The 26,616-nt window shown below is 62.3% G+C and carries 23 protein-coding genes and 1 tRNA gene; 11 read left to right on the forward strand and 13 right to left on the reverse strand.

Going from position 1 to position 26,616, the window contains the following annotated elements:
* Positions 1-41: 41 nt before the first annotated feature.
* From BLR31_RS06175 to BLR31_RS06190, 4 genes are all read right to left on the reverse strand, one after another.
* Positions 42-1,031: a bifunctional riboflavin kinase/FAD synthetase gene (locus BLR31_RS06175; protein ID WP_090593472.1), complete on the reverse strand. Its 990-nt coding sequence runs from the start codon at positions 1,029-1,031 to the stop codon at positions 42-44.
* 163 nt (positions 1,032-1,194) lie between these two features.
* Positions 1,195-1,836 (reverse strand): class I SAM-dependent methyltransferase, encoded by a 642-nt coding sequence (locus BLR31_RS06180; RefSeq protein WP_090593475.1) that lies wholly within the window; start codon positions 1,834-1,836, stop codon positions 1,195-1,197.
* A 15-nt stretch (positions 1,837-1,851) separates the two neighbouring features.
* Positions 1,852-2,712, reverse strand: a complete 861-nt coding sequence (locus tag BLR31_RS06185; RefSeq protein WP_090593478.1) for a TIGR01459 family HAD-type hydrolase — start codon at positions 2,710-2,712, stop codon at positions 1,852-1,854.
* A gap of 39 nt (positions 2,713-2,751) precedes the next feature.
* A complete protein-coding gene (locus tag BLR31_RS06190) occupies positions 2,752-4,017 on the reverse strand; it encodes an EAL domain-containing protein (RefSeq protein WP_090593480.1) in 1,266 nt (421 codons plus the stop codon).
* 138 nt (positions 4,018-4,155) lie between these two features.
* On the opposite strand from BLR31_RS06190, the gene BLR31_RS06195 reads away from it, so the two are divergent.
* Entirely contained in the window at positions 4,156-5,562 is a 1,407-nt protein-coding gene (locus BLR31_RS06195; protein WP_244504958.1) for a sigma-54-dependent transcriptional regulator, read from the forward strand.
* A gap of 411 nt (positions 5,563-5,973) precedes the next feature.
* On the opposite strand, the gene BLR31_RS06200 is transcribed toward BLR31_RS06195, so the two are convergent.
* The 3 genes from BLR31_RS06200 to BLR31_RS06210 form a co-directional block, all read right to left on the reverse strand.
* Positions 5,974-6,267 (reverse strand): DUF1905 domain-containing protein, encoded by a 294-nt coding sequence (locus tag BLR31_RS06200; protein ID WP_090593482.1) that lies wholly within the window; start codon positions 6,265-6,267, stop codon positions 5,974-5,976.
* A gap of 18 nt (positions 6,268-6,285) precedes the next feature.
* Entirely contained in the window at positions 6,286-7,824 is a 1,539-nt protein-coding gene (locus tag BLR31_RS06205; protein WP_176762542.1) for a glycosyltransferase family 39 protein, read from the reverse strand.
* Positions 7,825-7,968: 144 nt separating this feature from the next.
* Complete coding sequence (locus BLR31_RS06210; protein WP_090593744.1) at positions 7,969-9,099, reverse strand: glycosyltransferase; 1,131 nt, start codon at positions 9,097-9,099, stop codon at positions 7,969-7,971.
* A gap of 216 nt (positions 9,100-9,315) precedes the next feature.
* Between BLR31_RS06210 and BLR31_RS06215 the strand changes: the two genes are divergently transcribed.
* The 3 genes from BLR31_RS06215 to BLR31_RS06225 all read left to right on the forward strand — a co-directional run bounded on the left by BLR31_RS06215 (position 9,316) and on the right by BLR31_RS06225 (position 12,202).
* Positions 9,316-9,606 (forward strand): co-chaperone GroES, encoded by a 291-nt coding sequence (locus BLR31_RS06215; protein ID WP_090593486.1) that lies wholly within the window; start codon positions 9,316-9,318, stop codon positions 9,604-9,606.
* A gap of 77 nt (positions 9,607-9,683) precedes the next feature.
* Positions 9,684-11,324 carry a chaperonin GroEL gene (gene groL, locus BLR31_RS06220; RefSeq protein ID WP_090593488.1) on the forward strand — a complete coding sequence of 547 codons (1,641 nt, stop codon included), beginning with the start codon at positions 9,684-9,686 and terminating at the stop codon, positions 11,322-11,324.
* Positions 11,325-11,695: 371 nt separating this feature from the next.
* A complete protein-coding gene (locus tag BLR31_RS06225; protein WP_211198793.1) occupies positions 11,696-12,202 on the forward strand; it encodes a fasciclin domain-containing protein in 507 nt (168 codons plus the stop codon).
* Positions 12,203-12,275: 73 nt separating this feature from the next.
* On the opposite strand, the gene BLR31_RS06230 is transcribed toward BLR31_RS06225, so the two are convergent.
* Entirely contained in the window at positions 12,276-13,025 is a 750-nt protein-coding gene (locus BLR31_RS06230) for a TSUP family transporter (protein ID WP_090593749.1), read from the reverse strand.
* 421 nt (positions 13,026-13,446) lie between these two features.
* On the opposite strand from BLR31_RS06230, the gene BLR31_RS06235 reads away from it, so the two are divergent.
* Complete coding sequence (locus BLR31_RS06235; RefSeq protein WP_090593490.1) at positions 13,447-13,830, forward strand: DoxX family protein; 384 nt, start codon at positions 13,447-13,449, stop codon at positions 13,828-13,830.
* 46 nt (positions 13,831-13,876) lie between these two features.
* Here the strand turns inward: BLR31_RS06235 and hisG are convergent, their stop codons facing one another.
* The 3 genes from hisG to hisS form a co-directional block, all read right to left on the reverse strand.
* Positions 13,877-14,587: an ATP phosphoribosyltransferase gene (gene hisG, locus BLR31_RS06240; RefSeq protein WP_090593492.1), complete on the reverse strand. Its 711-nt coding sequence runs from the start codon at positions 14,585-14,587 to the stop codon at positions 13,877-13,879.
* A complete protein-coding gene (locus BLR31_RS06245; RefSeq protein WP_090593494.1) occupies positions 14,584-15,651 on the reverse strand; it encodes an ATP phosphoribosyltransferase regulatory subunit in 1,068 nt (355 codons plus the stop codon). The genes hisG and BLR31_RS06245 overlap by 4 nt, the downstream gene beginning before the upstream one ends.
* A gap of 214 nt (positions 15,652-15,865) precedes the next feature.
* Complete coding sequence (gene hisS / locus BLR31_RS06250) at positions 15,866-17,401, reverse strand: histidine--tRNA ligase (RefSeq protein WP_090593496.1); 1,536 nt, start codon at positions 17,399-17,401, stop codon at positions 15,866-15,868.
* 524 nt (positions 17,402-17,925) lie between these two features.
* On the opposite strand from hisS, the gene BLR31_RS06255 reads away from it, so the two are divergent.
* Complete coding sequence (locus BLR31_RS06255) at positions 17,926-18,192, forward strand: hypothetical protein (RefSeq protein WP_143009324.1); 267 nt, start codon at positions 17,926-17,928, stop codon at positions 18,190-18,192.
* Between the two features lie 107 nt (positions 18,193-18,299).
* Here the strand turns inward: BLR31_RS06255 and BLR31_RS06260 are convergent, their stop codons facing one another.
* A complete protein-coding gene (locus BLR31_RS06260) occupies positions 18,300-18,908 on the reverse strand; it encodes a DNA-3-methyladenine glycosylase I (protein ID WP_090593499.1) in 609 nt (202 codons plus the stop codon).
* 193 nt (positions 18,909-19,101) lie between these two features.
* Between BLR31_RS06260 and BLR31_RS06265 the strand changes: the two genes are divergently transcribed.
* Complete coding sequence (locus BLR31_RS06265; protein ID WP_090593501.1) at positions 19,102-19,716, forward strand: L,D-transpeptidase; 615 nt, start codon at positions 19,102-19,104, stop codon at positions 19,714-19,716.
* Positions 19,717-19,852: 136 nt separating this feature from the next.
* On the forward strand, positions 19,853-21,349 hold the full coding sequence (locus tag BLR31_RS06270) for an SLC13 family permease (RefSeq protein WP_176762543.1): 1,497 nt from the start codon (positions 19,853-19,855) through the stop codon (positions 21,347-21,349).
* Positions 21,350-21,478: 129 nt separating this feature from the next.
* Here BLR31_RS06270 and BLR31_RS06275 read toward each other — a convergent pair.
* Positions 21,479-21,555 (reverse strand) — tRNA-His (locus tag BLR31_RS06275).
* 289 nt (positions 21,556-21,844) lie between these two features.
* Here BLR31_RS06275 and BLR31_RS06280 point away from each other — a divergent pair.
* The 3 genes from BLR31_RS06280 to BLR31_RS06290 all read left to right on the forward strand — a co-directional run bounded on the left by BLR31_RS06280 (position 21,845) and on the right by BLR31_RS06290 (position 26,601).
* Positions 21,845-24,289 (forward strand): sensor histidine kinase, encoded by a 2,445-nt coding sequence (locus tag BLR31_RS06280; protein WP_090593503.1) that lies wholly within the window; start codon positions 21,845-21,847, stop codon positions 24,287-24,289.
* A 49-nt stretch (positions 24,290-24,338) separates the two neighbouring features.
* Entirely contained in the window at positions 24,339-25,418 is a 1,080-nt protein-coding gene (locus BLR31_RS06285) for an ABC transporter ATP-binding protein (protein WP_090593505.1), read from the forward strand.
* A 154-nt stretch (positions 25,419-25,572) separates the two neighbouring features.
* Positions 25,573-26,601, forward strand: a complete 1,029-nt coding sequence (locus BLR31_RS06290) for an extracellular solute-binding protein (RefSeq protein WP_090593755.1) — start codon at positions 25,573-25,575, stop codon at positions 26,599-26,601.
* Positions 26,602-26,616 lie beyond the last annotated feature (15 nt).

Below are 26,616 nucleotides of genomic sequence, written 5' to 3' on the forward strand. Positions count from 1 at the left end.
TGCCACTGGCACGATTTGAAGCGAGAAGAGGCGGAGGTCGCCTATTGGCCGGAAACAAGGCCCAGGGCGGCGTCGAGCTCGGTGAGCGGGCGCGCCTGGGCGGTGGTAATTCGAGCGGTTTCGCTGTCGGCGTTCATCTGGGCGATGAGGGGATCGAGGCCGTCGAAGGTCAACTGACCGCGGATGAAGGCAATGAGGGCCACTTCGATGGTCTGGCCGTAGATGTCGCGATCGAAATCGAAGATGAAGGTTTCGAACGGCGGGCGCGTGTTATCGAACATGGGTTTGCCGAACGCGGCAACGCCGTCGAACAGTTCGCCCTCGATGCGGATTTTGACGGCGTAAACGCCCTGGGCGAGTGAGAAGGTTGCAGGCACGGCCATGTTGGCTGTGGGATAGCCCAGTTCGCGACCGCGCTTGTCGCCGGTGACGATTTCGCCGGAAAATGTCCAGTGATAGCCAAGGAGATGATTGGCAAGCGCCACATCGCCACCGCCCAAAGCTTCGCGGATGCGCGAGGAGGAGACGAACTTGGCCTCGTCTTCGAGCATGTCGCAGATGCGGACGGAAAAGCCGCGCTCGTCCCCTTGCTGCTGGAGGAAATCGGGTGTGCCTGCCCTGGCCTTGCCGAAGTGGAAATCGGCTCCGACGACGACGCCCGAGACCTGCAGGGCATCGATCAGGAATTTGGAAACGAACTCGGTGGCTTCAACGCCGGCAAGATCACGGGAAAATTCCATGACGACGATAGCATCAAAGCCGGACGCCTCGGCCAATTTGGCCTTCTGATCGGCATAGGTGAGGCGGAAGAGGAAAGGATTTGGCGCAAAGACGTCGCGCGGGTGCGGCTCGAAGGTGAGGACGATGGCCGGGACGCCCTTGGTTTTTGCCATGTCGCGCGCCGCGGCGAAGACCTGTTGATGGCCCCGGTGGAAACCGTCGAAGTTGCCGATCGCCACTACCCCACCGCGCAGGGCGTGGGGGACATCGGAAAGGCCGTCGAGACGGATGAACGGGGCGCCGGAAGTCATGGATCAGGTCTGCTCTTCGTTGTATCGCTGACCTGCTCTAATCTTTTGATTTGCCGCAAGTCTTATCGGAAAACCGGTTTCCACTTTTCCGGACTTGCGTTCGAGGTCTTTCGAAAACGGGCGGAACGTGCCCTTTCGGACGCCAGATTGCAAGGCCTGCCGATCACTGGATGGCGCTGTAGCGGTAAACCACGCTGGGGGTATCGGGTGCGCTGGCGCCGTGCCCGAAATCGGCGATGGTCCAGGACGAGACGGGCGTGAGGCGGTTGCGCGGAAGCGCTGCGCGGCCGATGTCGCCGACCCAGATGGTGCAGGAGGCTGCAAGGCAGCGATCGAGGAAGGTCGTGACGCGGAGGGCGAGGTCGGCGGCATAAAAGAGATCGCCGACGCAGATCGTGGCATTCTCGAATGCGGGGCCGTCGAGGGGGTCGCGGCATTCGGTGGTGAGGGCGACGGTATTGAGGGCGGCGTTGAGGGTTGTCGCAGCAATGGCGTTAGGATCGGCGTCGATGGCGGTCACTTGGGAAGCACCGGCAAGGGCGGCGGCGATGGCGAGGAGGCCCGAGCCGGTGCCCAGATCGATGACGGGGCGGCCCTCGACCATCTCCGGGTTAGCGGCGATGTGATGGGCCAGCGCGAGGCCGCCGGGCCAGCACCAGGCCCAATAGGGCGGCTCGCCATCGGCGGCGAGGCGCCAGATACCGCTTTGCGGCACGGCCAAATGCAGATGGATGTGGGGCAGATCGGGGACGGGCTGGACGGGGCAGTGTTCGGCGATAAAGCGGGCGGCGCTTGAGGGTTTCAATCGCCCTGCCTCAAGCTACCAGACCAGCCGGGGCATGAAGCCGACCATATTGGCGCGCGAGACCGAGACGAAATCGGCAACGCGCTTAGCGGGAGGATTGTTGAACGCATCGAGTTCGGCGGCGTGGATGGAGCCGGTGATGAACAGCAGATCGATGCCGAACTGGGCGGCGCCGATGGAATCGGTGCGGATCGAATCGCCGATGGCAATGATGTCGCGCTTTTCGAAATGATGGCTGGCGGCAGCGTCGAGCATCGCCTTGGCCTGCTCATAGATGGGGCTGTAGGGTTTGCCGGCCATCATGACGCGCCCGCCGATATCCTCATAGGCATCGGCCAGCGCGCCGCCGCAATAAACGATGCGGTCGCCATCTTCGACCACCTTGTCTGGATTGGCGCAGATGAGCGGCAGATTGCGCTCACGCCAGATGGCCATGCGGTCATTGTAATCGTCGGGGGTGTCGTCGTCGGTGTCGAGATCGGTGACGACGACGGCGGTGGCTTCACGATCGCCGCCGAAAGTGAGATCGAGACCTTCGAACAGCACATCGTCGACCGCAGGGCCGACGCGGGCGATGGTGCGACCGCGCCAGGATTCGAGCAGCGTGCGGGTGGCGTCGCCCGAGGAGATCAGATCATCATAGGCGGTACGGGGAATATCCATGGCGTCGAGTTGAGCGACGATCGACGGGCCGGGGCGCGGGGCGTTGGTGATGAGAACGACGCGGCCGCCCTCCTCGCGGTATTTCACCAGAGCTTCGACGGCGCTCCAATGGGGTTCGACGCCATTGTGTACGACGCCCCAGACATCCGAGAGAATGGCCGGATAGCGGGCGACCAGGGCGGACAAACCGTTGGTGGGGCCGGAAATGGTCATCGGTGACTTTCTATTGTTCTCTTGGTGCCCGGTGGGGTTTCAGCGCGCAGCGAGGCGGCGCAACTGGTCGTTGCCTTCGTCGCGCAGATCGTCGCGGAGCGCCGTCACGCCACCCAGGGGGCGCCCTTGCGCGAGGCGGACGCCATCGTCGAGCAGGGCCAGGATTTCAGGTTCGGTTTCAAGCCCGGTGACAATCAGATTAATGCCGAAGCGCTTGATGTAGTCGTTGATGTCGGAGGAATGGAAGTCGGTCAAGCTCGAAGGCTGTTTCAGGAATTTGCTGGCCGGGGTGGTGATGTAGCGCACGCCCTTTTCGGCGAGGGCTGCGAAATCGAGGCGCAGGGTCGTGGTGTCGCGGATGGCGAGCGCGGCGCCCTGCTGGGCAATGGTGGCGAGACCATCGGATTCGGCTTTATCGAGCTCCGCCCAGTCGTGATAGTCGATCGCAAAGGCGATGTCGGGATTGACGGCACGGTTGGCGCCGAGCAGCGTCAGGATGGGATCGAGGGTCGAGCGGTCGGCGAGGCTGGCGGGGGAGATATCGACGATGAGGCGCATCGCTTCGCCGTTCAGCCGGGCGCGGCGGACGATGCGGATGGCTTCTTCGGCGCAAAGCGCGTCGATGCGGCGGAGGACGACATTGCCCTCAGCATTGGGCACCGGCATGTATTCGGGCGGATCGGCGAGGCGGCCGTCGATATCGAGGCGCGGGATCAGATCATTGGCGTGCAGCTTGCGCTGCGGCAGGGTGAGCACGGGCTGGACGTTGTGGACCAGCCTGCCCTCGTCGAGCGCGCGGCGGACGTCGGCGAGGGGGATCGTGGGGCTGCGGCGCGTTTCGGGGGATGACGGGGTGGCGACGCGGGTGGGCTGGTAGATGGTGCCGGACTGCTGAGCGGTTTCGAGCTCGGAGACGGCCTCGGCGACCTGGCGAACGACCGTGCCCAGAACGCTCATATCGGCCTCGATGACATCCAGGCGCGGGCCGAGGTCGAGATCGGCGAGGGCGTTGACGCGCTCGGACAGCACCTGCCCCGCCTTGGCGTCGGTAGCGAGCAGCCGCGCCATTTCCTCGACGCCTTTCTCGAGACGGCGAAAAGCGCGGCGGCGGGCGGCGCGTTCTTCGATCAGCGCACCCCCCAGAAATATGGCGCCGGCGAGCAGAACGGCTTCGATCGGCGTGAACCCGGCCAGGAAATAGGCAGCGAAGCCGAGACCGGCCCCGCACAATCCCATCAAAATATAGACCAGTCCCTGCACCCGGATCCGAGCCTCGATTAGGGGAATCACCAATGTTCCAGCCATTTTGTTGTATCACCGCCCGATTGGACGCAAAAGCGCGAGGCTTATCGAAAGCTGGAATTGCCAACCGTTTGTTTACCCTAATGGATTGATAGTGATCGCAGCCTTGAGCCCACCAGTTTGTCAGGGAGAGACGGCCTGATGCGTGATGGAACCCCATCGAACGCAGACGTTAAACTTTTGCTCGTCGACAGCGCACCCGAGCGGTCGCGCGTGACGATGGCGGCGATTTTTTCGCACTGGGGCAAAGGTGTCGCGCTGGTTCACTGCACGTCCGGGCAGCAAGCGCTCCGCAGCATGCGGGCGGGTAAATTCGACGTCGTGCTGGCCGAAACCGGCAGCCTTGAAGACGTCGCGGCTCAGCTCGAGTTTGCGTTTTCGGCCCTGGCCAACGCCGCCAAGGGCGCGCTGATCGTAGCGCTTTCCGATGGCGCTTCGGTGTCTCTGGCGGTGGCCGCGATGCGGGCCGGCGCCCATGATTATCTCAACCTGCCCATTTCCGGCCCGGTGCTGGCCGCCCGATTGGGCGAACTGGGTCAGCGACACGGAAAGGCGCGCGCCATTTCACAAGATTCATTGCCGGAAGCTGCGAGCGACTTTGAAGGTTTCGTCGGCACCACGCCGCAGATGCGCGCCATTTACGACCAGATCACCCGGATTGCGCCCTCGGCGGCACCTGTGTTCATCACGGGCGAAAGCGGCACGGGCAAGGAAGTGACCGCCGAAGCGCTCCATACGCGCAGCCCGCGCGCTAAGAAGCCGTTCATCGCCATCAATGCCGGCGCGATTCCGCGCGAGTTGATGGAAACCGAAGTGTTCGGGGCCATCAAGGGCGCCTATACGGGCGCGCATGAGGACCGCAAGGGCGCCATCGAAATGGCCGATGGCGGTACGCTGTTTCTCGACGAAATCGGCGAGATGGACCTGGCGCTGCAATCGAAATTGCTGCGGTTTCTGCAGACCGGCACGATTGCCCGGGTTGGGGAATCGGTGGTGCGTTCGGTCGATGTGCGGGTTATCTGCGCGACCAATCGCAATCCGATGCAACTCGTGAGCGAAAAGAAATTCCGCGAGGATCTGTTTTATCGCCTGCATGTACTGCCGATCCACCTGCCGCCGCTGCGGCAGCGACCGGGCGATATCATGCCGCTGGCGCAGAATTTTCTCACCCGGTTCGCCAGCGAAGAGAAAAAGAGCTTTTCGGGCTTTGCGCCTGATGTGGCCGATCTGTTCGTCTGCCGCGAATGGCCGGGCAATGTGCGGCAATTGCAGAACCTGGTACGGCGCGTCGTCGTGATGTTCGACGGCGGCCCGGTGAGCGCTGAGATGGCACTGGCCGCCGATATCGAATCGCGCGAATGCGGCGCGTCAAACGTCACCCGGCTGGCGCCCTCAATCCTGCCCATGTGGCAGCAGGAGCAAAAGATCATCGAAGACGCGCTGGACGCCTGCGGCGGCAACATCGCCAAGGCCGCAGCAGCGCTCGAGATCAGCCCGTCGACGATTTATCGCAAGAAGATCGGGTGGGATCGCGCCGGGGCGGCTTAGAGCGCCTGCGATTGAGTCACCTCCCGGTGGGATGGCGCTCTCTACAGACCGATGCGCCGTGTAGAAACGCAGCGTGGGTCCTCGGGTCGAGCTCGAGGATGTCGGTGGGGGTTGTGGCGATGGTGGGCGCCACGCCGCAGCAGGGTGTTTCTCGGTCGGGTCTGAGGGTGAGAGACAGATCACGCACCGCTTACACAGTCTGTCGTCCCAGGCGGAGACCCGGGGTCAAGTATGCTCCGAGATGGTGCGGTGCTTTGGGGCTGCGGACATTCAATTGGCGCGGAGCATTCTGGGTCCCGGCTCAAGGCCGGGATGACGGTTGGGGGTGGGCAGGGCTGAGGTCAGGCGAAGCACGACGGTTCTCAAGGGAGCCCGAGGGTGGTGTCGGGGGACGTGAGGTAACGCTTGGGGTTAGCGAGGGGAGATGGAGAGTGCGATCTCCACGTCATCACCCATAGTCAGGCCCAGCGGCCTTCGGACCTTGTCCTTTAGGGGCACCATGTAGATGCCCTCTTTGGGCATGAGCGATGTGGTGAAGGCGGTGCCGTTGGCGGTGGCGGTTATGGGGATGCAGCCCCAGCCATAGCTGGCGAGTTTGGCGGCGGCGCGGATGGCAGGGGTGTGTTCGGGCGGGATGGGGGCGAAAAAGAAGGGGGCTGGGCCGCGCCACTCAATGATGGTGGCGGTGAAGGTGAGGGTCAGCATTTTTTCTGCCTTTCGCTGTCAGTCCTCGCCGACAAAACCTTCTGCATAGAACAGCTGGATGCCGGTGAGTTCGGGGTGGCCGTTTCTGGTGATGGTCAGGGTTTCGAGGTGCTCGATGGTTTCAAACATCGCGCCGTAGCGCTCCATCACGCGATCCGGGTTGGAGGTCTGTTCGACGATGTAGGCGTTCCAGCCGATGTGGCTGGCGGGGTCGAAGTTGAATTCGAGGTTGCGGATGTCCGAGCCAAGGCACGCGAAGGGCAGACGGCCGCCGATCTGGGTGTCGATATAGCCGCAGTCGATCCAGTTGGTGCCCATGGCGAACAAATTGCCTTGACCGAAGGCGCCGCGCATTTGGAGGGACTGGCCGAGTTCGGTCCAGGGGAGTTGGAGGGCCGTGGGATCTTCCCAATCGCCGGGGAAGACGGCGCGGGCCCAGCCGGTGGCGGCGTGGGAAACCAAGAGCGTCAGGATGGCGAGCGTGGTAAGCGCGGAGCCGAACAGCCAGGTGCGGACGGCCCTGCCATCGCGATTGGCGGCCCAGGCGCCCATCAGCATGAAGAACATGAGATAACCCGGGGCCTGCCAGTGAAAATGGAACTGGGTGTCGCTCCAGAGGGCAACGAGCGTGAAGAGGATTATCGGGGGCCATCCGATATAGGCGAACAGCGCTGCTGCGCCGGGGGCGGTTTTGGTGGGGAACTGGCCGCGCGGGCCGGCAGCAAGGGCTTTTGCGCCCACGAACAGTGCGGGGATGGCGAGCCAGGGGACCATATAGAGCAGCTGGCCCCAAATCATGCGGATGAGGCCGTCCCATCGCAGATCGGTCGGGGTTTCGACGGCGCGGCCGCCCTGGAAGCCGAAGGACACCCAATCGTTTTGCGCGTTCCAGATGAGAACCGGGGAGAAAATCGCCAAAGCGATGAGGAGCGCGAACCACGGGGCCCTGTGGGCCATCCAGCGGCGCTGGGTGGAATTGAAAATGAGGAACAGCCCGGTGCCGGCGGCGAGGAAAACCGCGTGGTATTTGGAAAGAAATGTAAGACCGAGGAATAGGCCCGCGAGGCCCCATGAGCGCCACGGTGTTTTGGCGCCCGAGCCGAAAAAGATCGAGATGAGCACGCGGACCGTGGCTAGCCAGAACATCAGCATCGGCGCGTCGGGCTGCGTCCATGAGCCGACCGAAAGCGAGAATAAAACGCAGGCGTTGACGATCAACGCGGCGAAGAACCCGGCCAGGGGCGAATGGAGTTTGGCCATGATGTCGTAGGCCAGCCAAGTGGAGACGGCGAACATCAGGATGAATGGCAGGCGGATCGCCAGTAGAGCGTCTGAGCCGGTCAACTCGATTGTGGCCCAGATGACCCAGAGCGAGAGCGGGGGCTGATCGAAATAGGACAGATGGAACTGGCGCGCCGAAGCTAGGTAGTAGGCTTCGCCCGTGCCCCAACCGACGACTGCGCCGCCGATGATGCGGAGGACGAGGGTCACGGCGATGAGGATGAGCGTGGCCGTGAGGGGGGTGAAGGGGCCGATGCGAGGGGCGGGATGGATCATGGGCGCAGCGCGTGTGTCATTTCGCGCGCCGGACGGCGCACGGCTGCATCCCGGGTATAAATCCCAGGATGGAGGGGGTGGGGTTTGATTGCCACCGGGCGTCATAACGCGTCTGGGGCGTAACGGTCTGGCGCATCTGGAAAGCTACCGCCATGTGAAGATGCGGGTGACGGCGTAGTTGAAGACGACGCTCATGGTGGCGCCGGCGATGCCGGCGAGGAGGAAGTTGGCGTATTGGGATTCAAAGAGGACGCTGGCAACCGAAACGTTGGCGAGGGTACCAAAGCTGCAGACGGCGTAAAAGCTCAAGAGGCCGGTCCAGAAGCGGCGGCCTCGGAGTTTCTTGTCAGCGTAGGTGAGTTCGTTATTGAGCAGGTAGTTGGTGGTCATGGCGACGAGCGTTGCGAGCAATTGCGCGTTGGCGAAATTGAACGATAGCGCCTCGAAGGCAAAGGTGAGGACCGAGAGGTGGACGAGGACGCCCGAGGCGCCGACGAGGGAAAACAGAAGGAAACTGGTGGGCAAGATACCGCGAGAAATCTGGGAGACGATCAACCCGAGGAACTGGGCAACGACCAGAGCGCTCATCTTGCTTTCGCCGGCAAAACGCGGGCGGAAGGTGTAGGGGATTTCGGCAATCTCGACCTTGCCCGATTTACGGCGATTGGCTGTGACAATGATGTCGAGAAGGATCTTGAACCCTTCGCGGGAGAGGCGCGGGACGATGTCGTTAAAGAGCGAACGGCGCAGCAGAAAGAAACCGCTCATGGGGTCGGACAGGGCCTTGCCGGTCAGGATGCCCGAGAGGCGCGTTGCGATTTCCGAGCCCTTTTGGCGACCGGCGGAAAAGCCCTCGGTTGAACTCCCCTCGCCCGTGTAGCGCGAGCCCACAACGATATCGGCGCCATCGCGGGCGGCGGCGAGCATCTGGGGCAGGATCGATTCGTCATGCTGGTGGTCGGCGTCGATGACGGAGACGAAATCGGCGGCCGACGCCGACATGCCCTCGATACAGGCAGAGGAGAGGCCACGGCGTCCGACACGGTGGATGCAGCGCACATGGGGTTTTGCGGCGGCAAGCGATTTGGCGAGTTCGGCGGTGCCGTCGGGGCTGTCGTCATCAACGATGATGGCTTCGAACGATATGCCGGCGAGGGCGATTTCGAGCTTTTCGATCAACGGGGCGATGTTGTAGCGTTCGTTGAAGGTCGGGATCACCACGGTGAGCGTGGGCGCACTCCAGCCGGTCGCGGACGGGGGATTTTCATATGTCATCGTGTCGTCTTTTTCAGTCCGCAGAATAGGGAAATGTCGCAAGCCCCCAACCCGCATAACAAGCCGGGGGCGTCGATGCAAAATTATTTGCGTGCGGCATTCTTGACTCCATCAGCCCCCTCTCCTATCTCCAGCCACATGCTGCTAGCACTCTTGTCATTAGAGTGCTAAAGCTGAGAAATTGCATCTCAACAATTACGTTCCAAAGGAGCGACCATGAGCTTCCGTCCCCTGCATGACCGCGTTGTGGTCCGCCGCGTCGACAGCGAATCCAAGACCGCCGGCGGCATCATCATCCCAGACACCGCCAAGGAAAAGCCCTCGGAAGGCGTTATCGTTTCCGTCGGCGCAGGCGCCCGCGACGAGAGCGGCAAGATCGTTCCGCTCGACGTCAAGGCAGGCGACCGCGTTCTGTTTGGCAAGTGGAGCGGCACCGAAGTCAAGGTTGGCGGCGAAGACCTGCTGATCATGAAAGAGTCCGACATCATGGGCGTGATCGAAGGTTAATTTTTGGCCGCACGTCCAGTTGGACGTGCCCAAAACCTTCGGACCCCCTTTTCATTTTTTGCAAGGAGCAGAATTAAATGGCTGCCAAAGAAGTCAAATTCTCGACCGATGCCCGCGACAAGATGCTGCGCGGCGTCAACATCCTGGCCAATGCGGTCAAGGTGACCCTGGGCCCCAAGGGTCGTAACGTCGTTATCGAAAAGTCGTTCGGCGCACCGCGCATCACCAAGGACGGCGTCACCGTCGCCAAGGAAATCGAGCTTGAAGACAAGTTCGAAAACATGGGCGCACAGATGCTGCGCACCGTGGCGTCCAAGACCAACGACATCGCTGGTGACGGCACAACAACCTCGACCGTCCTGGCTCAGTCGATCGTCAACGAAGGCGTCAAGGCCGTCGCTGCCGGCATGAACCCGATGGACCTCAAGCGCGGCATCGATCTCGCCGTGACCGAAGTCATCGCCAATCTCGGCGCCAAGGCCGTCAAGATTTCGAATTCGTCGGAAGTCGCTCAGGTCGGCACGATTTCGGCCAATGGCGAAAAGGCCATCGGCGAGATGATCGCCAATGCGATGCAGAAGGTCGGCAACGAGGGTGTCATCACCGTCGAGGAAGCCAAGACCGCTGAGACCGAACTCGACGTCGTCGAAGGCATGCAGTTCGACCGCGGTTACCTGTCGCCCTATTTCGTGACCAACACTGAAAAGATGGTCGCAGCGCTCGAAGATCCGCTGATCCTTCTGCACGAAAAGAAGCTTTCGAACCTGCAGGCTCTCCTGCCCGTTCTCGAAAGCGTCGTTCAGTCCAACCGTCCGCTGCTGATCATTGCTGAAGACGTCGAAGGCGAAGCGCTCGCAACGCTCGTCGTCAACCGTCTGCGCGGCGGCCTCAAGGTTGCTGCCGTCAAGGCTCCGGGCTTCGGCGATCGCCGCAAGGCCATGCTCGAAGACATCGCCATCCTGACCGGTGGCCAGGTGATTTCGGAAGACCTCGGCATCAAGCTCGAAAACGTCACGCTGGACATGCTCGGCACTGCCAAGCGCGTCGAAATCACCAAGGAAAACACCACCATCGTCGATGGTGCGGGTTCCAAGGAAGACATCGAAGGCCGCGTCAACCAGATCAAGGCACAGATCGAAGAAACGTCTTCGGACTATGACCGTGAAAAGCTGCAGGAACGCCTCGCCAAGCTTGCCGGCGGTGTTGCGGTGATCAAGGTCGGCGGTTCGACCGAAGTGGAAGTCAAGGAACGCAAGGATCGCGTCGACGACGCGCTCAATGCGACCCGCGCTGCCGTTGAAGAAGGCATCGTTGCCGGTGGTGGCGTTGCGCTGCTGCGCGCTTCGAACGCTCTCACCGTCAAGGGTGAAAACGCCGACCAGAACGCCGGTATCGCCATCGTCAAGCGCGCCCTGCAGGAGCCGATCCGTCAGATCGCCAACAACGCAGGTAGCGAAGGTTCGGTTGTCGTGGGCAAAATCCTCGACGATTCTTCGGACACGTTCGGCTATGACGCCCAGACGGGCGAATATGGCGACATGATCAAGATGGGCATCATCGATCCCGTCAAGGTCGTTCGTACCGCTCTTGAAGACGCTGCCTCGGTTGCCGGCCTTCTGGTCACGACCGAAGCGATGATCGCAGAGCTTCCCAAGTCCGACGCACCGGCAATGCCGGGCGGCGGCGGCATGGGCGGCATGGGTGGCATGGACTTCTAGTCCAGGCACCAACGCTTTAGGAATTGAGACCTCTCCGGGTCTCGAACGGGAAGGGCAGCGTTTCGGCGCTGCCCTTTTCGTTTGCGATTTCCAGTTCGCATTTTTGTTGGCGCAACTTTGACGGCGCCTGCCGGGGGCAGGCTTGGACGTTGCGCGGCGCGAAGGGCAGCGTTTCGGCGCTGCCCTTTTCGTTTGTGATGGCCGTTTGGCTGCTGCCAGCGTTCGTTGGACAGACTTGTCTGGATCACTCACGAAACGGCACGTTTTTGTGAAGAATTAACCCTGATCCGTGGCCATGTACGCTTCGTTTTGGGGGTCATCGGTTCGGGCAAAACCGGGCCGAACAGACCCATGCAAATCGGAGGATTATCATGACTGCTCTCAAGACACTTGCGCTGGCGTCGCTTATGACCGTGAGCCCGATCGTGGCCGCGACGAGTTACGCCCAGATGGCGTCCGCGCCGGGCAATGTCGTCGAAGTGGCAACCGAAGCGGGTACGTTCACGACGCTTCTGGCCGCTGCTGAAGCTGCAGGGCTGGTGGAAGCGCTCTCGACAACTGCCGACATTACCGTGTTTGCCCCGAGCGACGATGCGTTTGCTGCCCTGCCCGAAGGCACTGTGGAAGGTCTTCTGGAAGATACCGACGCCCTGACGGCGATCCTCACTGCCCATGTCGTGCCGCAGACCATCCTTTCGGCTGATATCGCCGAAGGCGATACTGAAGTCCCCACGCTCAATGACGACGTGACGCTGACCGTAAACAATACCGGCGGTGTCGTGACAGTATCGGCGTCCAATACCGCCAATGTGGTGACAGCCGACGTGGAAGCGTCCAATGGCGTGATCCACGTCATCGACGCGGTATTGCTGCCGTAATCTACAGTCTCCTCAACGGACCCGTTTACGGTCCGTCCCTCCGGGCCGCACCCTCTCCCTGGTGCGGCCTTTTTTATGGGAAGAACAACAGTTTTGCGGCCAGGATGATCGAGACGCCGATCACCAACGGGCGGATGATTTTCGCGCCAAAGCGGATGCCGGTGATGGCGCCGAGATAGCCGCCGAGCAATTGGCCCAATGCCATGACGATGGCTACCGGCCAGACGACATCGCCGGCGAAGACGAAGAACACGAGAGCGGCGAGATTGGACGCGACGTTGAGGACTTTGGTGTGGGCCGTGGCGCGGGCGGCGGAAAGGCCGAACAGCGCCACGAAGGCCAGCATGAAGAACGAGCCGGTGCCGGGCCCGAACAGGCCATCGTAAAAGCCGATGATGAAGGCGAAGATCGGCAGGGCGATGGCAAAGCTTAAACGCGGCGCGCCGTCGATGTCCTTGATGGACGGCGAAAAGGTGAAATAGAGCGCGACGGCGATAACGGCGAGCGGCACTGCGATTTCGAGCGCGGAGGTATCGATCTGCTTGACGACGATGGCACCAAGCAGCGACCCGATGAGCGCAGCGCCGATGGCGGGGACCAGCGAGAGGATCGAGACGTAGCCTTTTCGCCAATAGGTCCACGCGGCCATGGTGGTGCCGACGATGGCCTGGGCCTTATTGGTGGCGATGGCGCCGACCGGGGAAATACCGACGGACAGCAAAGCGGGAATGGTGATCAATCCCCCGCCGCCGGCTACGGCATCGACGAAACCTGCGATGACACCGACGCAGCCGAGCAGTACGAGAACCCAGATATCGAACACTACAAACCCCATTGGCCGCGCGAGACCGGTGTTGCCTCAAGCGGGGCGGCAAGGCAATGGGGAATGGGCGCGTGAGGGCTGGTGGGAGAGACTGGCGCTGGCCAAGCCCTCTACCGTGATCCTCGGGCTTGATCCAGAGCCCGTGGCGCGTGGGCGGGGCGCGGCGTTGGGGCCTAAATCCCGGGATTATTTGAGAAAATGATTGTCGTCATAACGTGAGGACCAGAGTCCATGCGATGGTGTTCATCGAGCGGTGGCTATGGCCCAAATCATCCTCGGGCGAGACCCGATGGTGTGGGTGGGGATGAGCGGAGAGATTTTATCGTTCGTGATTACGAGACAATCTGTCAGCACTGGCCATGGTTCTCTATTGCCCGGGGTTCGGGCATCACTCGGGCATTGTGATGAAACGGATTGAACCATGACCTCCCTGCAGACCTATCTCCCTACAATCGGCCGCATCTTTATGGCCATTATCTTTATCCTTGCCGGCCTTGGCAAAATTCCGGCCATCGAGGGTAATGTCGGCTATATGGAAGCGTTCGGCGTGCCGGGCATCCTGATCTGGCCGACGATCATCGTCGAAGTCGTCGGCGGCATTCTGCTGCTGGTCGGGTTCAAGGCCCGCTGGGCGGCGGCTGCGCTGGCCGCATTCACGCTCATTGCAGCGCTGATCTTCCACACCAATTTCGCCGACCAGATGGAAATGACCGCGTTCCTCAAGAACCTCGCGATCACCGGTGGCTTGCTCTATGTCATCGCCTATGGCGCTGGCGCTCTGTCGGTGGACGGTCGCCGGGCGTAAGATGACGTCCTAAGAGATCGAAAGGGCCGCATGCGCGGCTCTTTTTTTATGGCTGGAACGTCTCTGCGCCGAGCGCTGACAGCAAGCGGACAAGCGTTTCGAGCTTGCCCTCGTGCCATTCGGCATTGCGGGCGACCATCAGCAGTGATTCGCTTTTGAGCATGGTGCCGTCTTCGATGATGCGCAGGCCATTGGCGCTGAGCGTCGAGCCCGTCGAGGTGATGTCGACGATGAGATCGGCGGCGCCGGAGGCCGGGGCGGCTTCGGTGGCGCCTAGGCTTTCCACGATCCGGTATTCGGCAATGCCGTGGGCGGCAAAGTGCCGGCGCGTGAGATTGACGAATTTGGTGGCGACCTTGAGCCAGCGGCCATGACGGGCGCGGAAATCGGCGGCGACGTCGGAGAGGTCGTCCATCGTCGTGACGTCGATCCAGCTATCGGGCACGGCCACAACCGCATCGGCGCGGCCAAAGCCGAGGCGTTTGACGATGGCGATCTGATCGGGTCCGGCGGCGGCGGTTTCGTGGATCAGATCCTCACCGGTGATGCCGATATCGATGGTGCCGCGAATGAGTTCGCGGGCGATTTCGGAGGCGGACAGAAACCGCACCGACACATCGGGCATGGCGGCCATTTCGCCCAGATAGGACCGAGCGCCGCCGGGACGATCGATGGCGAGGCCGGCGTCTGCGAAAACGGCAAGCGATTCGTCCTGAATGCGGCCCTTGGATGGCAGCGCGAGCATTATGGTGGTCATGACCGCACCTCCGCTTCGAGGCGATCCACCCAGACGGCGCAACCGACCGCGGGGATTTGCTCGTTGGCGCCGAGGCGCTGGAGGAGGCGATCGTATTGTCCGCCGGAGACGAGGACGCCCCTGCCCTGCCCGGTCATCTCAAACGTGATGCCGGTATAATAATCGAGGCGCGGGGAAAAGGCGGCGTCGAAAACGAGATTAGACGACTCGCCGGAGAGGCGGAGCTGATCGACGCGGCGGCGGGTGGCGTCGAGGGGCAGATCGATCAAACCTCGCATGGCTTCGATTTGGGCCAAAGCGGTATCGGCGGCCCCCGAAATCGCGAGATAGCGGCGCAGCAGATCGATGGTTTCGGCCGGCACATGGGCAGCCTCGAGCGCCTGCTTTTCGAGATAGCGCTGGGCGATTTCCTCTGGGCTACGGCTTTCGGTGAGGCTGAGGCCGTTGGTGAGCATCAGTTCGCGCACCCAATCGGCGATGTCGGTTTCGGGCATGCCGACGGGGCCGCTGGTGGCTGTGTGGGGATTGGCCAGACGGTCGAGCAGCGCGCTCATGGCCTCGGGGTGGCCGAAGCGGGCGCGGATGCGCGGGCGCCAGACATCGGGCATGTCGCAGGCGGCGAGAAGGGTTTCAAAGAGGTCGATATCGCCGACCCGGATATGGGGTGCGGTGACGCCGTAAATGTCGAGGACGGAGCGGGCGAAGGCGATGATCTTGTCCAGCGCGGCATCGGCGTCGGGTAGCGCGAGGAGTTCCATGCCGCCCTGGTCGAACTCGGTAGGGCCATCGGCGCGCTGGCGGAAGACCGGGCCGAGATAGCCATAGGCTGCGGGCGTGGCCGCGCCCGAGGCGATGTGATCGATGGCGATGGGCAGGGTGAAATCGGGGCGCAGGCAGAATTCGGTGCCGTCGGTGCCCTGTGTCAGGATCATGCGCGCGCCGAATTCCTCGCCGGCCAGATCGAAATAGGCGGCGGGCGGGACGAGGATGGGAGGCGCGGAGAGCGTGACGCCGGGGGCGGAGACGAGGGCGCGGAGGGCGTCGCGGCGGGCGGTTGGGGTCATGGGGTGATTCCGGCGCGCGGGGCTGGGGCTGCGCACCCCTCATCCGACCGCTTCGCGGCCACCTTTGGCTCGAAGTCCCTCGAGGGGAGGCGGGAGAAAAAGGATTGCCAACGCAAAGCCGGGCCCCGATCTCTGCCGCGAGCGCTCCCGTCGCCCCGTGAGGGCGAAGGGCCGAGGTTTAGCGGTGCGCCAAGGGAACCGAGGCTGGCTTTCATCACCCGTTCGCCTTCATCCAGGCGGCGACGGCGGGAATGGCTTTGACGAAGTTGACCATTTCGTCACGCGGGACCGAGTATTGGCCGGGGCGTTCGGTTTTCCAGGCGGCGTTGTCGGTGATCGAGGCGGCGGCTTCGGCGCCGACGGCGAGGTCCTTGATCTGGACGATGCCCTGTTCGCGTTCGTCCGAGCCCTGGATGATGACGGCGGGCGCGTTACGCTTGTCAGCGTATTTCATCTGCTTGCCCATGTTTTTCGAGCTGCCGAGGAAGAGTTCGGCACGCACGCCGGCGGTGCGGAGGTCGGCGACCATTGTCTGGTAGTCGGCGATGCGGTCCTTTTCCATCACGGTCACGACGACAGGGCCGGTGACCGGCGCGGCATTGAGGTTGCCAGTGAGTTTTAGGGCCGATGCGAGACGCGAGACGCCGATGGAAAAGCCGGTGGCGGGGGTGTGCTCGTTGCGGAAGCGGGAGACGAGGCCGTCATAGCGGCCACCACCGCCGACCGAGCCGAACACCACGTCCTGGCCCTTTTCGTTCTGGACCTTGAAGGTCAGTTCGATTTCAAAGACCGGGCCTGTGTAATATTCGAGGCCGCGGACGACGGAGGGGTCGATCTTGATGCGGTCGGGGCCGTAGCCGGCGGAGGTGAACAAGGTCGCCATGGACTGAAGTTCCGCAAAGCCTTCGGCGAAAGCCTGGGTGATTTTGAATTTGGCCAGTGCGGGGGTCTTGAATTCCGCGTCGAGAAAGCCGTCGGGTCCGGCTTCGGCTTCGAGATCGACAAGATCGTCGAGGCGAGCGGCGCTCATCATCTCGATAATGGCATCGGCCTGATCGACGTTGAGCTTGGCGCCTTCAGTATAGTCGCCGCTTTCGTCCTTGCGGCCCTCGCCCAGAAGAAGGCGCACGCCTTCGGGGCCGAACTTGTCGAGCTTGTCGATGGCGCGGAGCACGGTGAGCTTTTGGGCTTCATCGGTGACGCCGATGGCCTGCATGACCCCGTCGAGCACTTTACGGTTGTTGACGCGGACGACGTATTTTCCGGCGAGGCCGAGGGCGTCCATGGTGTCGGCCATCATCATGCACATTTCGGCGTCAGATTCCGGGCCACCGGCGCCGACGGTGTCGGCGTCAAATTGCATGAACTGGCGGAAGCGGCCGGGGCCGGGCTTTTCGTTACGGAACACCCAGCCCTGCCTGTAGGACCGGAAGGGTTTTGGCAGGTCCTGATAGTTCTGGGCGAAATAGCGGGCGAGCGGCGCGGTCAGATCGTAGCGCAGGCTCATCCATTGCTCATCATCGTCCTGCACGGAAAAGACGCCCGCGTTGGGGCGGTCCGTGTCGGGCAGGAATTTTCCCAGCGTTTCGGTGTATTCAAAAAACGGGGTCTGGATGGGGTCGAAGCCATAGCGCTCGTATACATGGCGGATTTTGGCGACCATCTCTTCGACGGCAGCAAGATCGGCCGGTTCGAAATCGACAAAACCGCGCGGCAGGCGCGGATCGATCAGCGCAGAATTTTTAGCCATGGTCCAGATATCCCTGTGACCCCGAACGGGGCCGGAAAATATGGGCCGTTCCTAGCCGATAAGGGTTTTGGAGACAAGGCGAACAACCCTGTTGCCGTTAGGCCACAGTCAAACTTCAAGTGCGACATCCCGCCACATCAGGGCTTGGCGATCACGGATTCGTTGGTTATGGATTTTGCGTCTTCAACACCGGCGTGTCGTTTCGACTCGCCCACAACTCCCAAGGGAGGCGTACCTATGACAGCATTCGTAAACGTCCTCACCAATGGTGTTGAAGCGACCGGCTGGGCCATGTCCCGCCGCTTTGGCCTCGGCATTACGTTCGGCAATAGCTGACGTTCCGACGCTGAGACCGGGCCCGATCTTTTCGGTCCCTCCTTCCTAAACACCCTCTCAACCAAGCGATCCTGACGACGGGCTCATTGCGTCTTGCCGTCCGGATTCCAACCAAACTCAACCCTTGGTCGCTTTGCCGTTTCCGGGATTCGGAGCGGTGCGACCTCTAACATGGAGCCAGTGCGCCTTTGCGCGCCTGGGTGACGACGATGTCGCACGTCAATGCAAGCCTGGAAGCCGCGATCCTGCGCGTTTCCGTTGATACTCTGGTGGCCGAGCACGGCAAATGGCGCGTGGTCATGGCCGCCATCAAGACGATGGTGCGTGGCCGACGGCAGGTGCAAACGATTCGTCCGCAAGACCTGCCGCCCTCGATCCGCCGTGACATTGGGTTGCCCACTGTGGTCGACCCGCCACGCATGCCGACGGTGATGATGGTCTATGCAAGGCCGTAATTATCGTTGGTGAAGTGAGAGCCGCTCGGTGCGTTGGTGCCGGGCGGTTTCTTGTTGGGGGAGGGCTGAGAAAACAGGGTGGATTGGCGGACGCGTGGACGTTGACGTTATGGCCGGACCAGTTCGGCACGCTGTTGTTCCACCACGGGGCGGCAGTGGCAGTCGGCGATGTGGTCATTGACGAGGCCCATGGCCTGCATGAAGGCATAGCAGGTGGTGGGGCCGACGAAGGAGAAGCCGCGTTTTTTGAGGTCTTTGGAGAGGGCGGTCGAGGCGGGGGTGGTCGCCATGGTGCGCAGGGCGTCCCAGGTGAGATCGGTGGGGCGGTCTTCGGGCATTGGTTCGAAGCGCCAGAAATAGGTGGCAAGCGAACCGAATTCGGCGCGCAGGGCCTGGGCGCGGCGGGCGTTGTTGATGGTCGAGACGATCTTGCCGCGGTGGCGGACGATGCCGGCGTCGGCGAGAAGGCGGTCGATGTCGGGTTCGTCGAAGGTGGCAACCTTGTCGATGTCGAAGCCCGCGAAAGCGGCGCGGAAATTCTCGCGTTTGCGCAGGATGGTCAGCCAGGAGAGGCCCGACTGGAAACCTTCGAGGCAGAGTTTTTCGAACAAGCGCGTGTCATCGGTGACGGGGAAACCCCATTCGGTATCGTGGTAGCGCTGATAGAGCGGGTCGCTGCCGGCCCAGGGGCAGCGGACTGGTTCGATGTCGGTCACGGCAAGTGGGCTCCTCGATCATGATGTCCGATCCTGCGACGCGATCGGGGCGGTTCGGACACGCTGGCGTTCAAGCATATTAAGTCTTGGCAAACCATAGCGGGCAGGAAGGATTTAACCATCCTGTTTGACTCAATCTTTGCCCTGTCGCGCGAGGATGGCGGTCCATCGTCCGAGTGCCAGGAGGCGCAACATGGTGCGCGTTGTCGTTGTTCTATCGATGCTTTTGGCTCTCATAGCCCCTGCTCACGCGGCATCGCCCTATCGTGGCTATATGGACGCGATGTTCGGGCCACCGCCGGGGGTGGAACTTACGCCGAATACGCCTGAGCACATGCTGCAATATCAGGCCGATTATGTCAGCCACCCTATGTGGCTGCGGCAGGTGGTCAATTACCGGACCGATCAGGCACCGGGTACCGTGATCGTCGATACGCGGCAGCATTTCCTGTTTCTCGTGATGCCCGACGGCAAGGCAATGCGCTATGGCATTGGCGTGGCGCGCACCGGGTTCGAGTGGAGCGGCACGCATCGGGTGACCAACAAGCGCGAATGGCCAAGCTGGACACCACCGGCTGAAATGCATGCGCGCCAGCCGGGGCTGCCGACATTTATGCCGGGCGGGCCGAACAACCCGATGGGCGCGCGGGCGCTGTATCTGGGTTCGACGCTTTATCGCATCCACGGCACGAACGAGCCGTGGACCATCGGGCGATCGGTGTCTTCGGGGTGCATCAGGATGACCAATCAGGACGTGATCGATCTTTATGGCCGCGTGCCTGTGGGCGCGCGGGTCGTGGTTATCTGATCCCCAAAAACCCTGACGAAACACGCGATTTAAGGTGTGACACTTTTCGCGCTTTTTCCCCTTGGGCGTTGACCTCGGGGCCAAGCACCGGCATTGGACGACGCGATTTGCAAGTTCAATAGCTAGAGGGCCTGGCATGACCCAATCGGATACATCCGATTCCGACCGTTTCCCGATGCGTCCGATTCCCATCGTGATCGGCCTCATCGTCTTTATCGCGCTCGTAGCGCTGCCCGCGCCGGAGGGACTTTCGATCGAAGGCTGGCGCGTGGTGGCTGTCGCTGCGCTGATGATCATCTGGTGGATCACCGAAGCCTTGCCGATACCGGCAACATCGCTGCTTCCCATTGCGCTGTTCCCCGTATTGCAGGCCACCACGCAAGGGGCGGCAACCGCACCCTATGGCGATCCGATCATCTTCCTTTTCATGGGCGGGTTCATCCTTGCGCTGGCCATGGAGCGGTCCGGGCTGCATCGGCGCATTGCGCTCAATATCCTGCTTCGGACGGGCTCGCAGCAGCACCGCATCGTCGGCGGGTTTATGATCGCGACGGCATTTTTGTCGATGTGGGTGTCGAACACGGCGACCGCCGTGATGATGTTGCCGGTGGCGATATCGGTGGCCGAACTCATCAAGGACAAGGGCGGTTCGTCCAAATTTCCCCTCGCACTGATGCTGTCTGTCGCCTACGCGGCCTCTATCGGTGGCGTGGGCACATTGATCGGCACGCCGCCCAATGCGCTTCTGGCGGGTGCGCTGAACCAAGCCTATGGCTATGATATCGGGTTTGGCCAGTGGATGGTCATCGGCGTGCCGGTGATGCTGGTCATGCTCGTGGCGGCGTGGCTGGTTCTGACGCGGTTCTCGATTCGCCTCGACACCACCGAGATCGAGGGGGCACAGGATTTGTTCCGCCAGCAGGTGGATGGGCTGGGTGCTTGGTCGCAGGCCGAAATTCGGGTCGGTATCGTCTTCGTCATCACCGCCTTTGCCTGGATGTTCCGCACCGTGCTCGATGATTTCGTGCCGGGGCTGACGGATACGTCCATCGCCATCATGGCGGCTATGGTGCTGTTCCTGTGCCCATCGGGCGATAAGGAAGGCGGAGCGCTGGTCGACTGGTACGATGCACGCAAGCTGCCCTGGGACGTGCTGATCCTGTTTGGTGGCGGCTTGAGCCTTGCGGCGGCCGTTACGGCAACCGGGTTGGACGTCTGGATCGGTGGGCTGATCGGCGCTTATGCCGGCGCGCTGCCGCTGATCGTCCTCGTCGCCGTAGTGAGCCTGATCATCCTGTCGCTGACCGAATTCACCTCCAACACGGCAACGGCTGCGGCGTTTATTCCGCTTTTGGCGGCGCTGGCGGTGAGCGTGGGCGAAAACCCGCTGCTGCTGACGGTGCCCGCGGCGCTGGCGGCATCGATGGCGTTCATGTTGCCAGTGGCGACGCCGCCGAACGCGCTGGTGTTCGGCTCGGGTTACGTCACCATTCCGCAAATGGCGCGCAACGGTGTGTGGCTCAATGTTGCCGCGCTGGTCGCGATCGTGGGCATCGCCTACTGGCTGATGATCGCGTTTTTCGGCGTGACGCTGGGCGAAGTACCCGATTGGGCGCAAGGCGCCGCTCAATAGGCGTCTGAATGCAAAGAATTGTTGAGCGGGCCGTCCCCTGGGGCGGCCCGTTTGCGTTTGAGCTTAAGAGAGCAGCAACGACCTCTGGGGGACAATCGCGAGGTTGGCGAGAATTCCAAGGAGGGAGGGTGGTACCGTCGCCCCGAATTGAACGGGGGACCTCTAGATCCACAATCTAGCGCTCTAACCAACTGAGCTACGACGGCATATATGGTCGGGACTGTTGGTCATTTCCCTTATGGAAACCAACCAGAGGCGCCTTGGCGGCGCCGTCCCGAAACGCGGCGGAACATAGGTCGAGTTGGGCGCGATGACAAGCCCGGTTGGACCAATGGCAAAGGTTTTTTATGGGGGCCGGACCGGGCACGCCTTAACCATCACCAGGGATTGACGCGATCGGTAGCCGGTTGCGCATGGACCCGGCTGGGGAGTCCCTATATTTAAGCTTTCGTAAACCTTTTGCGCCTGGGCGTATCGGGAGACCATGGACTGTAGATGAACCAAGACTGGACCAGCTTGCCGCAGGCGGACGTCGTGAAGCGGCTCGAGGACGATCCGCGACCGGCCTGGCTGTGGCCGGGCGACGCGAGCGCGCCTCTGTGGTCCAATCGCGCTGCGGAGCTGTTCGGTGCCAAGCTCAAGGGCGATGAAATCAAGCGTGCCGAGGTCGCCATTCCGGTGCGCGGACAGATCAGCCGGATCATGCGACTCGGGCTGACCGGCAGGCCGATGCTGTCGCGGATGCAGTTTCTGGCGGGGCGCAAGCCGATGTCGGCGACCTGCCAGTGCACGCCGATCGATCTTGGGGGCGACAAGCCTGCTCTTTTGGTGGTGGGTGTCGATCCGATCGCCGAGGACATCCGTGAGGCGGCATGGGGCGGGGACGACGCTCCGGCCGTTGAGGAGGCCGTCGAAGCGGCTGCGCCGGTCGAACCCGATCTGGCAGAGCAAGAGGCTGTGGCGGAGCCGGACGCTGATCCGGTGGACACGGAGACGGGCGAGATCGTTGCGCCTGTCGAGGACGACAGAGATGTTGCAGCGGTTGACGGCGATGTGCCTTCGCCCGAGCGGCTGTCGGCGCTGGTCGACAAGCTGGCGCAGCACGAGCATTTGTTCGATCCGCTCGATGCGGGAGACGATGCTCCCCTGCCCGCGACCGAAGATGGGGTGCCCGGACGCGACTTTGCAACGATCGCTTTCGACGATGAACTCGAGGCCGAGGGAGAGCGCGAGTCAGATTGGGGCGAGGACGAAGCCCAAAAAGACGAAGACGTCTTTCTTGCCGATCGGCGGGCCGACGAGGGCGTCGGGCGAGCTGGGTTGTGGCGGATCACGGGGCAAGGCTTTGTGACCACGCCGGACGCCGACGACGCGCCAAGCGAGCCGGTGGCAGTCGAGGATGTTCATGTCGATACAGCGTCGCGGTATAATTTCGAGGAATTGTCGCGCATCCTGACCGATCGGGTGGGCCGCGAGGAGGCGCCGTCCGAAGAGAAGGTGAGCCCGGCGCCCGCCGCGCCGACGACGGTCGTGCCGTTTCGGCCCGGGGGATCGCTCCTGGCGCTCAGCGACGAGGCGCTGGTGCTGAACCGGTTGCCGTTGGCGATTTTGATCTTTCGCGATCAGGACATCGTGTTCGTCAACCGGGCGCTTGTGGAACTGACCGGCTATGAGACCGTGGCGGCGCTGCGGGCGCTTGGGCTTTCGGCGATCTTGCCGACCGTCGATGCCAGCGAGCCGGCGGGGCCGGTAACGCATCTGATGCGGCGCGACGGATCGCGGGTTGCGGTCAGCGCGCGGTTGCAGGCCGTGACCTGGCAGGGCCGCCCGAGCTTCATGCTGACGGCGCGGACCAATGAGATCGAGCCGCTGCGCGAAGCCGAAGTGCAGCAATTTGCCGAGCTTTGGGCGACGACTGCCGGGTTCGGCTTTATTGCCGCCGATCGGGCGGGCGTTATCGTCAAGCATATGCCTTCGCGCAATGGGCGGGCGGATGTGAAAGAGGGTGCGCCGCTGACCGCCTTGCTGCCCGTGGGCGAGCATGCGGCACTCCGCAATTTCCTCAGCCTGCCCTCGCGCTACGCGGGCGGGGTGAGACCGGCGATTGCGTTGCGGTCCGCAAAGAGTGGCGAGACGATCACGCTTTTTGCCGAAGGGCGTGCGGGGATCGTGACGGGGTATTTCGGGCTGATCGGAAGCACTGTCGCCGCCCCTGCCCCTCAGCGGAGCATATTGCCGGCGGATACGCTGAGTCGCATCACGCGCGGACTGCGGCGGCCGCTCAATACCGTTGCCGGGTTTTCCGAACTGATGGTGTCGGAAGCGTTCGGGCCGTTGGCCAATCCGCGCTATGTGGAACATGCGCGCGATATCAGGGCCGCGGGGATCGAGATCGGCGATCTGGCGGACGAGTTGGACGATTACGTGCGACTGGCCAATGGCGAACTGCCGCTGAGCCCTGCCGATGTCGATATGGGCACGCTGCTCGCCGAGTGTCTGGTGCGGGTGCGCGGACAGGCGGGCAAGGCGCGGGTACTGCTGCGCAGCGCGATTTCAGAGCGGCTGCCCTTCGTTCGGGTGGACGCGACGACGCTGAAGCAGGCCGTGCTCAACATGCTGGCCAGTGCGATCAGCGAGGCCGGAGAAGGGTCCAAAGTCGTCCTGTCGGGGCAACTCGAGGACGACGGATCGGTGAGCGTCCATGTGCGCGATGAAACCAAGGGGCCAAACGCGCTGGCCGAGCGGTTCGTGGTGTTCCGCGATGGCGTGGGTGCAGATGGGCTTCAACGCGTTCCCAGCCAGTCGAGCATCGGGCTGACGCTGACGCGGTCCCTGGTGGCGGTCAATGCATGCTCGCTCAGCCTCGAACCGACGAGCGAGAGCGGGACCTTGATGACGCTTACGGTGCCGGCCCTGCTGGTGGTTTCGGCCCGCGCTTGACAAGGGGCGGCTCTATGGCGCCATTGTCGGGCTGAAAGGTCGTCTTGCCATGAACGAAAAGCCCCTCCCTACCCTATCGCTGAAATCCGTGACGCGCAGCTTTGGCAGCGTCATGGCGCTCAATGCAGTGTCATTCGACATCGCCAAGGGTGAGATCGTGTGCCTTGTCGGGCAGTCGGGGTGCGGAAAATCGACATTGCTGCGGGTGATTGCCGGAGTCGAGGAGATCGATCGCGGCGCTGTTACGCTGGCCGGTGAGACGGTGAATGGCGAGGGCATTTTCGTCGAGCCGGAACACCGCAATGTCGGCTTCATGTTCCAGGACTATGCGCTGTTTCCGCACCTGACAGCGCGGCAGAATATCGGGTTCGGGCTCAATGGCATGCGACGCAAGGATGCCGTGGCGCGGGTCGAGGATATCATCGCGCGACTGGGCATCGCTTCGCTGGCCGACCGGTATCCGCATCAGTTGTCTGGTGGCGAGCAGCAGCGGATTGCGTTGGCGCGGGCGCTTGCGCCGCAGCCGCGCGTGCTTTTGATGGACGAGCCGTTTTCCAACCTCGACCGGGGTCTGCGCGATACGATCCGCCGCGAGACGATCGCGCTGTTGCGGGCGTTGGGGACGACGGCGATCATTGTGACCCATGACCCCGAAGAGGCGCTGGCGCTTGGGGACAAGGTCGTGCTCATGCACAAGGGCAAGGTGATCGAGACCGGCACCGGTGACGCGATCTATTCGTTTCCACAGACTGCCTATGCCGCAGCATTCTTTTCTCAGGTCAACAAAATCCCGGCCCGGCGCTCGGGCGATTGGCTCGATTGCGCGCTGGGGCGGTTTCCGGCGCCCTGCGGGAGTTCGGGACCGCTGCAGGTTTTCATTCGCCCACAGGCACTGACATTTTCCGACACGGGCGCCGAGGCGCGGGTGAGCGGGCGGGTGCTGCTGGGAGAGATAGAGGAGGTGACGCTGGACGTCGACGGACTCGACGAACCCGTGGTGATGCGCACCAGTGCCCGATGCGGGCTGGACGTCGGCCACAGCGTCAGGATCGGGGTCGACCCCAAGGATGTCCTCGTTTTCGCTGCCGATGAATCGGCGCGTTCGGCGCTACCGCGCGGTCAAGTTTGAACGTTTAATTCACAAGCATTATCAATAGTTTAGAACGCTTCTAATGTAGGTCGATATTACTTGACTTGCTTATTCAAGTATGGCCAATGAGCCCCATGGGCGCGCTTTGGCCTTCGGCGCCCTTGATGATGTTACAACCACCAAGGGATATACCATGACCCGATTTTCAAAGACTTTCGTAGCCGCCAGCCTTCTGGCTCTTGGCGCTGCGGTTCCGGCTCTCAGCCAGGAGGTCAATATCTATACGACCCGTGAGCCGGGTCTCATCCAACCCATTCTCGATGCATTCACCGAAGAGACCGGCGTTGCCGTCAACACCGTGTTCCTACAGGACGGGCTGATCGAGCGCGTTTCGGCGGAAGGTGAAAGCTCGCCGGCCGACATTCTGATGACCGTCGATTTCGGGGCGCTGATCGATCTGGTCGACGCGGGGCTGACACAGCCGGTGGAATCCGAAGTGCTGGAAGCCGCCGTACCGGAAACACTGCGCGATCCCGAGGGCAACTGGTTTGCATTATCGGGACGTGCGCGCGTGATCTACGCGGCCAAGGATCTCGATATCGACAGCTTCACCTATGAGCAGCTCGATGACGAAGAATGGCGCGGGCGCCTCTGCATCCGCTCAGGCCAGCACCCCTACAACACGGCGATGTTTGCCTCCTACATGGCCAAGTATGGCGAAGAGGAAACCCGCACCTGGCTCGAAGGCATCAAGGCCAATCAGGCACGCGTTGCCGCCGGTGGCGACCGTGACGGCGCACGCGACATCGCCGCAGGCATCTGCGACATCGCCGTCGCCAATTCCTATTATTACGGCCTGATGATGAGTGGCGCGGGCGGGGCCGAGCAGCAAGCCTGGGCGGAAGAAGTTCAGGTCATTCTGCCGACATTCGAAAACGGTGGGACGCTGGTGAACATTTCGGGTGCCGGTGTCGCCGCTCATGCGCCCAATCGCGACGAGGCCGTGCAGCTGCTCGAATATCTCGTTTCCGACGACGCGCAGAAGCTCTATGCCGAAGCCAATTTCGAGCATCCGGTCAACGAGAATGCCGAAGTGCATCCGATCATAGCCGGGATCGGTGAGTTGACGCCGGATTCGCTGTCGCTGACCGAAGTGCTGCCGTTCCGCACCCGTGCGAGCGAGTTAGTCGACGAAGTCAATTTCGACACCTTCGAGAACTGATAACGGATCGTGGCG

Origin of the sequence: Pelagibacterium luteolum (assembly GCF_900100665.1) — a bacterium.
Classification (GTDB): Bacteria; Pseudomonadota; Alphaproteobacteria; order Rhizobiales; family Devosiaceae; genus Pelagibacterium; species Pelagibacterium luteolum.

Bases quoted from the DNA above. Each gene is read 5' to 3' on its own strand.
- BLR31_RS06225 (WP_211198793.1), top strand. From the start codon at position 11,696: ATGACTGCTCTCAAGACACTTGCGCTGGCGTCGCTTATGACCGTGAGC.
- groL (WP_090593488.1), top strand. From the start codon at position 9,684: ATGGCTGCCAAAGAAGTCAAATTCTCGACCGATGCCCGCGACAAGATG.
- BLR31_RS06200 (WP_090593482.1), bottom strand. From the start codon at position 6,267: ATGCTGACCCTCACCTTCACCGCCACCATCATTGAGTGGCGCGGCCCA.
- BLR31_RS06215 (WP_090593486.1), top strand. From the start codon at position 9,316: ATGAGCTTCCGTCCCCTGCATGACCGCGTTGTGGTCCGCCGCGTCGAC.
- hisG (WP_090593492.1), bottom strand. From the start codon at position 14,587: ATGACCACCATAATGCTCGCGCTGCCATCCAAGGGCCGCATTCAGGAC.
- BLR31_RS06210 (WP_090593744.1), bottom strand. From the start codon at position 9,099: ATGACATATGAAAATCCCCCGTCCGCGACCGGCTGGAGTGCGCCCACG.
- BLR31_RS06175 (WP_090593472.1), bottom strand. From the start codon at position 1,031: ATGACTTCCGGCGCCCCGTTCATCCGTCTCGACGGCCTTTCCGATGTC.
- BLR31_RS06235 (WP_090593490.1), top strand. From the start codon at position 13,447: ATGACCTCCCTGCAGACCTATCTCCCTACAATCGGCCGCATCTTTATG.
- BLR31_RS06185 (WP_090593478.1), bottom strand. From the start codon at position 2,712: ATGACCATTTCCGGCCCCACCAACGGTTTGTCCGCCCTGGTCGCCCGC.
- BLR31_RS06270 (WP_176762543.1), top strand. From the start codon at position 19,853: ATGACCCAATCGGATACATCCGATTCCGACCGTTTCCCGATGCGTCCG.
- BLR31_RS06190 (WP_090593480.1), bottom strand. From the start codon at position 4,017: ATGGCTGGAACATTGGTGATTCCCCTAATCGAGGCTCGGATCCGGGTG.
- BLR31_RS06205 (WP_176762542.1), bottom strand. From the start codon at position 7,824: ATGATCCATCCCGCCCCTCGCATCGGCCCCTTCACCCCCCTCACGGCC.
- BLR31_RS06290 (WP_090593755.1), top strand. From the start codon at position 25,573: ATGACCCGATTTTCAAAGACTTTCGTAGCCGCCAGCCTTCTGGCTCTT.
- BLR31_RS06280 (WP_090593503.1), top strand. From the start codon at position 21,845: ATGAACCAAGACTGGACCAGCTTGCCGCAGGCGGACGTCGTGAAGCGG.
- hisS (WP_090593496.1), bottom strand. From the start codon at position 17,401: ATGGCTAAAAATTCTGCGCTGATCGATCCGCGCCTGCCGCGCGGTTTT.
- BLR31_RS06265 (WP_090593501.1), top strand. From the start codon at position 19,102: ATGGTGCGCGTTGTCGTTGTTCTATCGATGCTTTTGGCTCTCATAGCC.
- BLR31_RS06195 (WP_244504958.1), top strand. From the start codon at position 4,156: ATGCGTGATGGAACCCCATCGAACGCAGACGTTAAACTTTTGCTCGTC.
- BLR31_RS06245 (WP_090593494.1), bottom strand. From the start codon at position 15,651: ATGACCCCAACCGCCCGCCGCGACGCCCTCCGCGCCCTCGTCTCCGCC.
- BLR31_RS06285 (WP_090593505.1), top strand. From the start codon at position 24,339: ATGAACGAAAAGCCCCTCCCTACCCTATCGCTGAAATCCGTGACGCGC.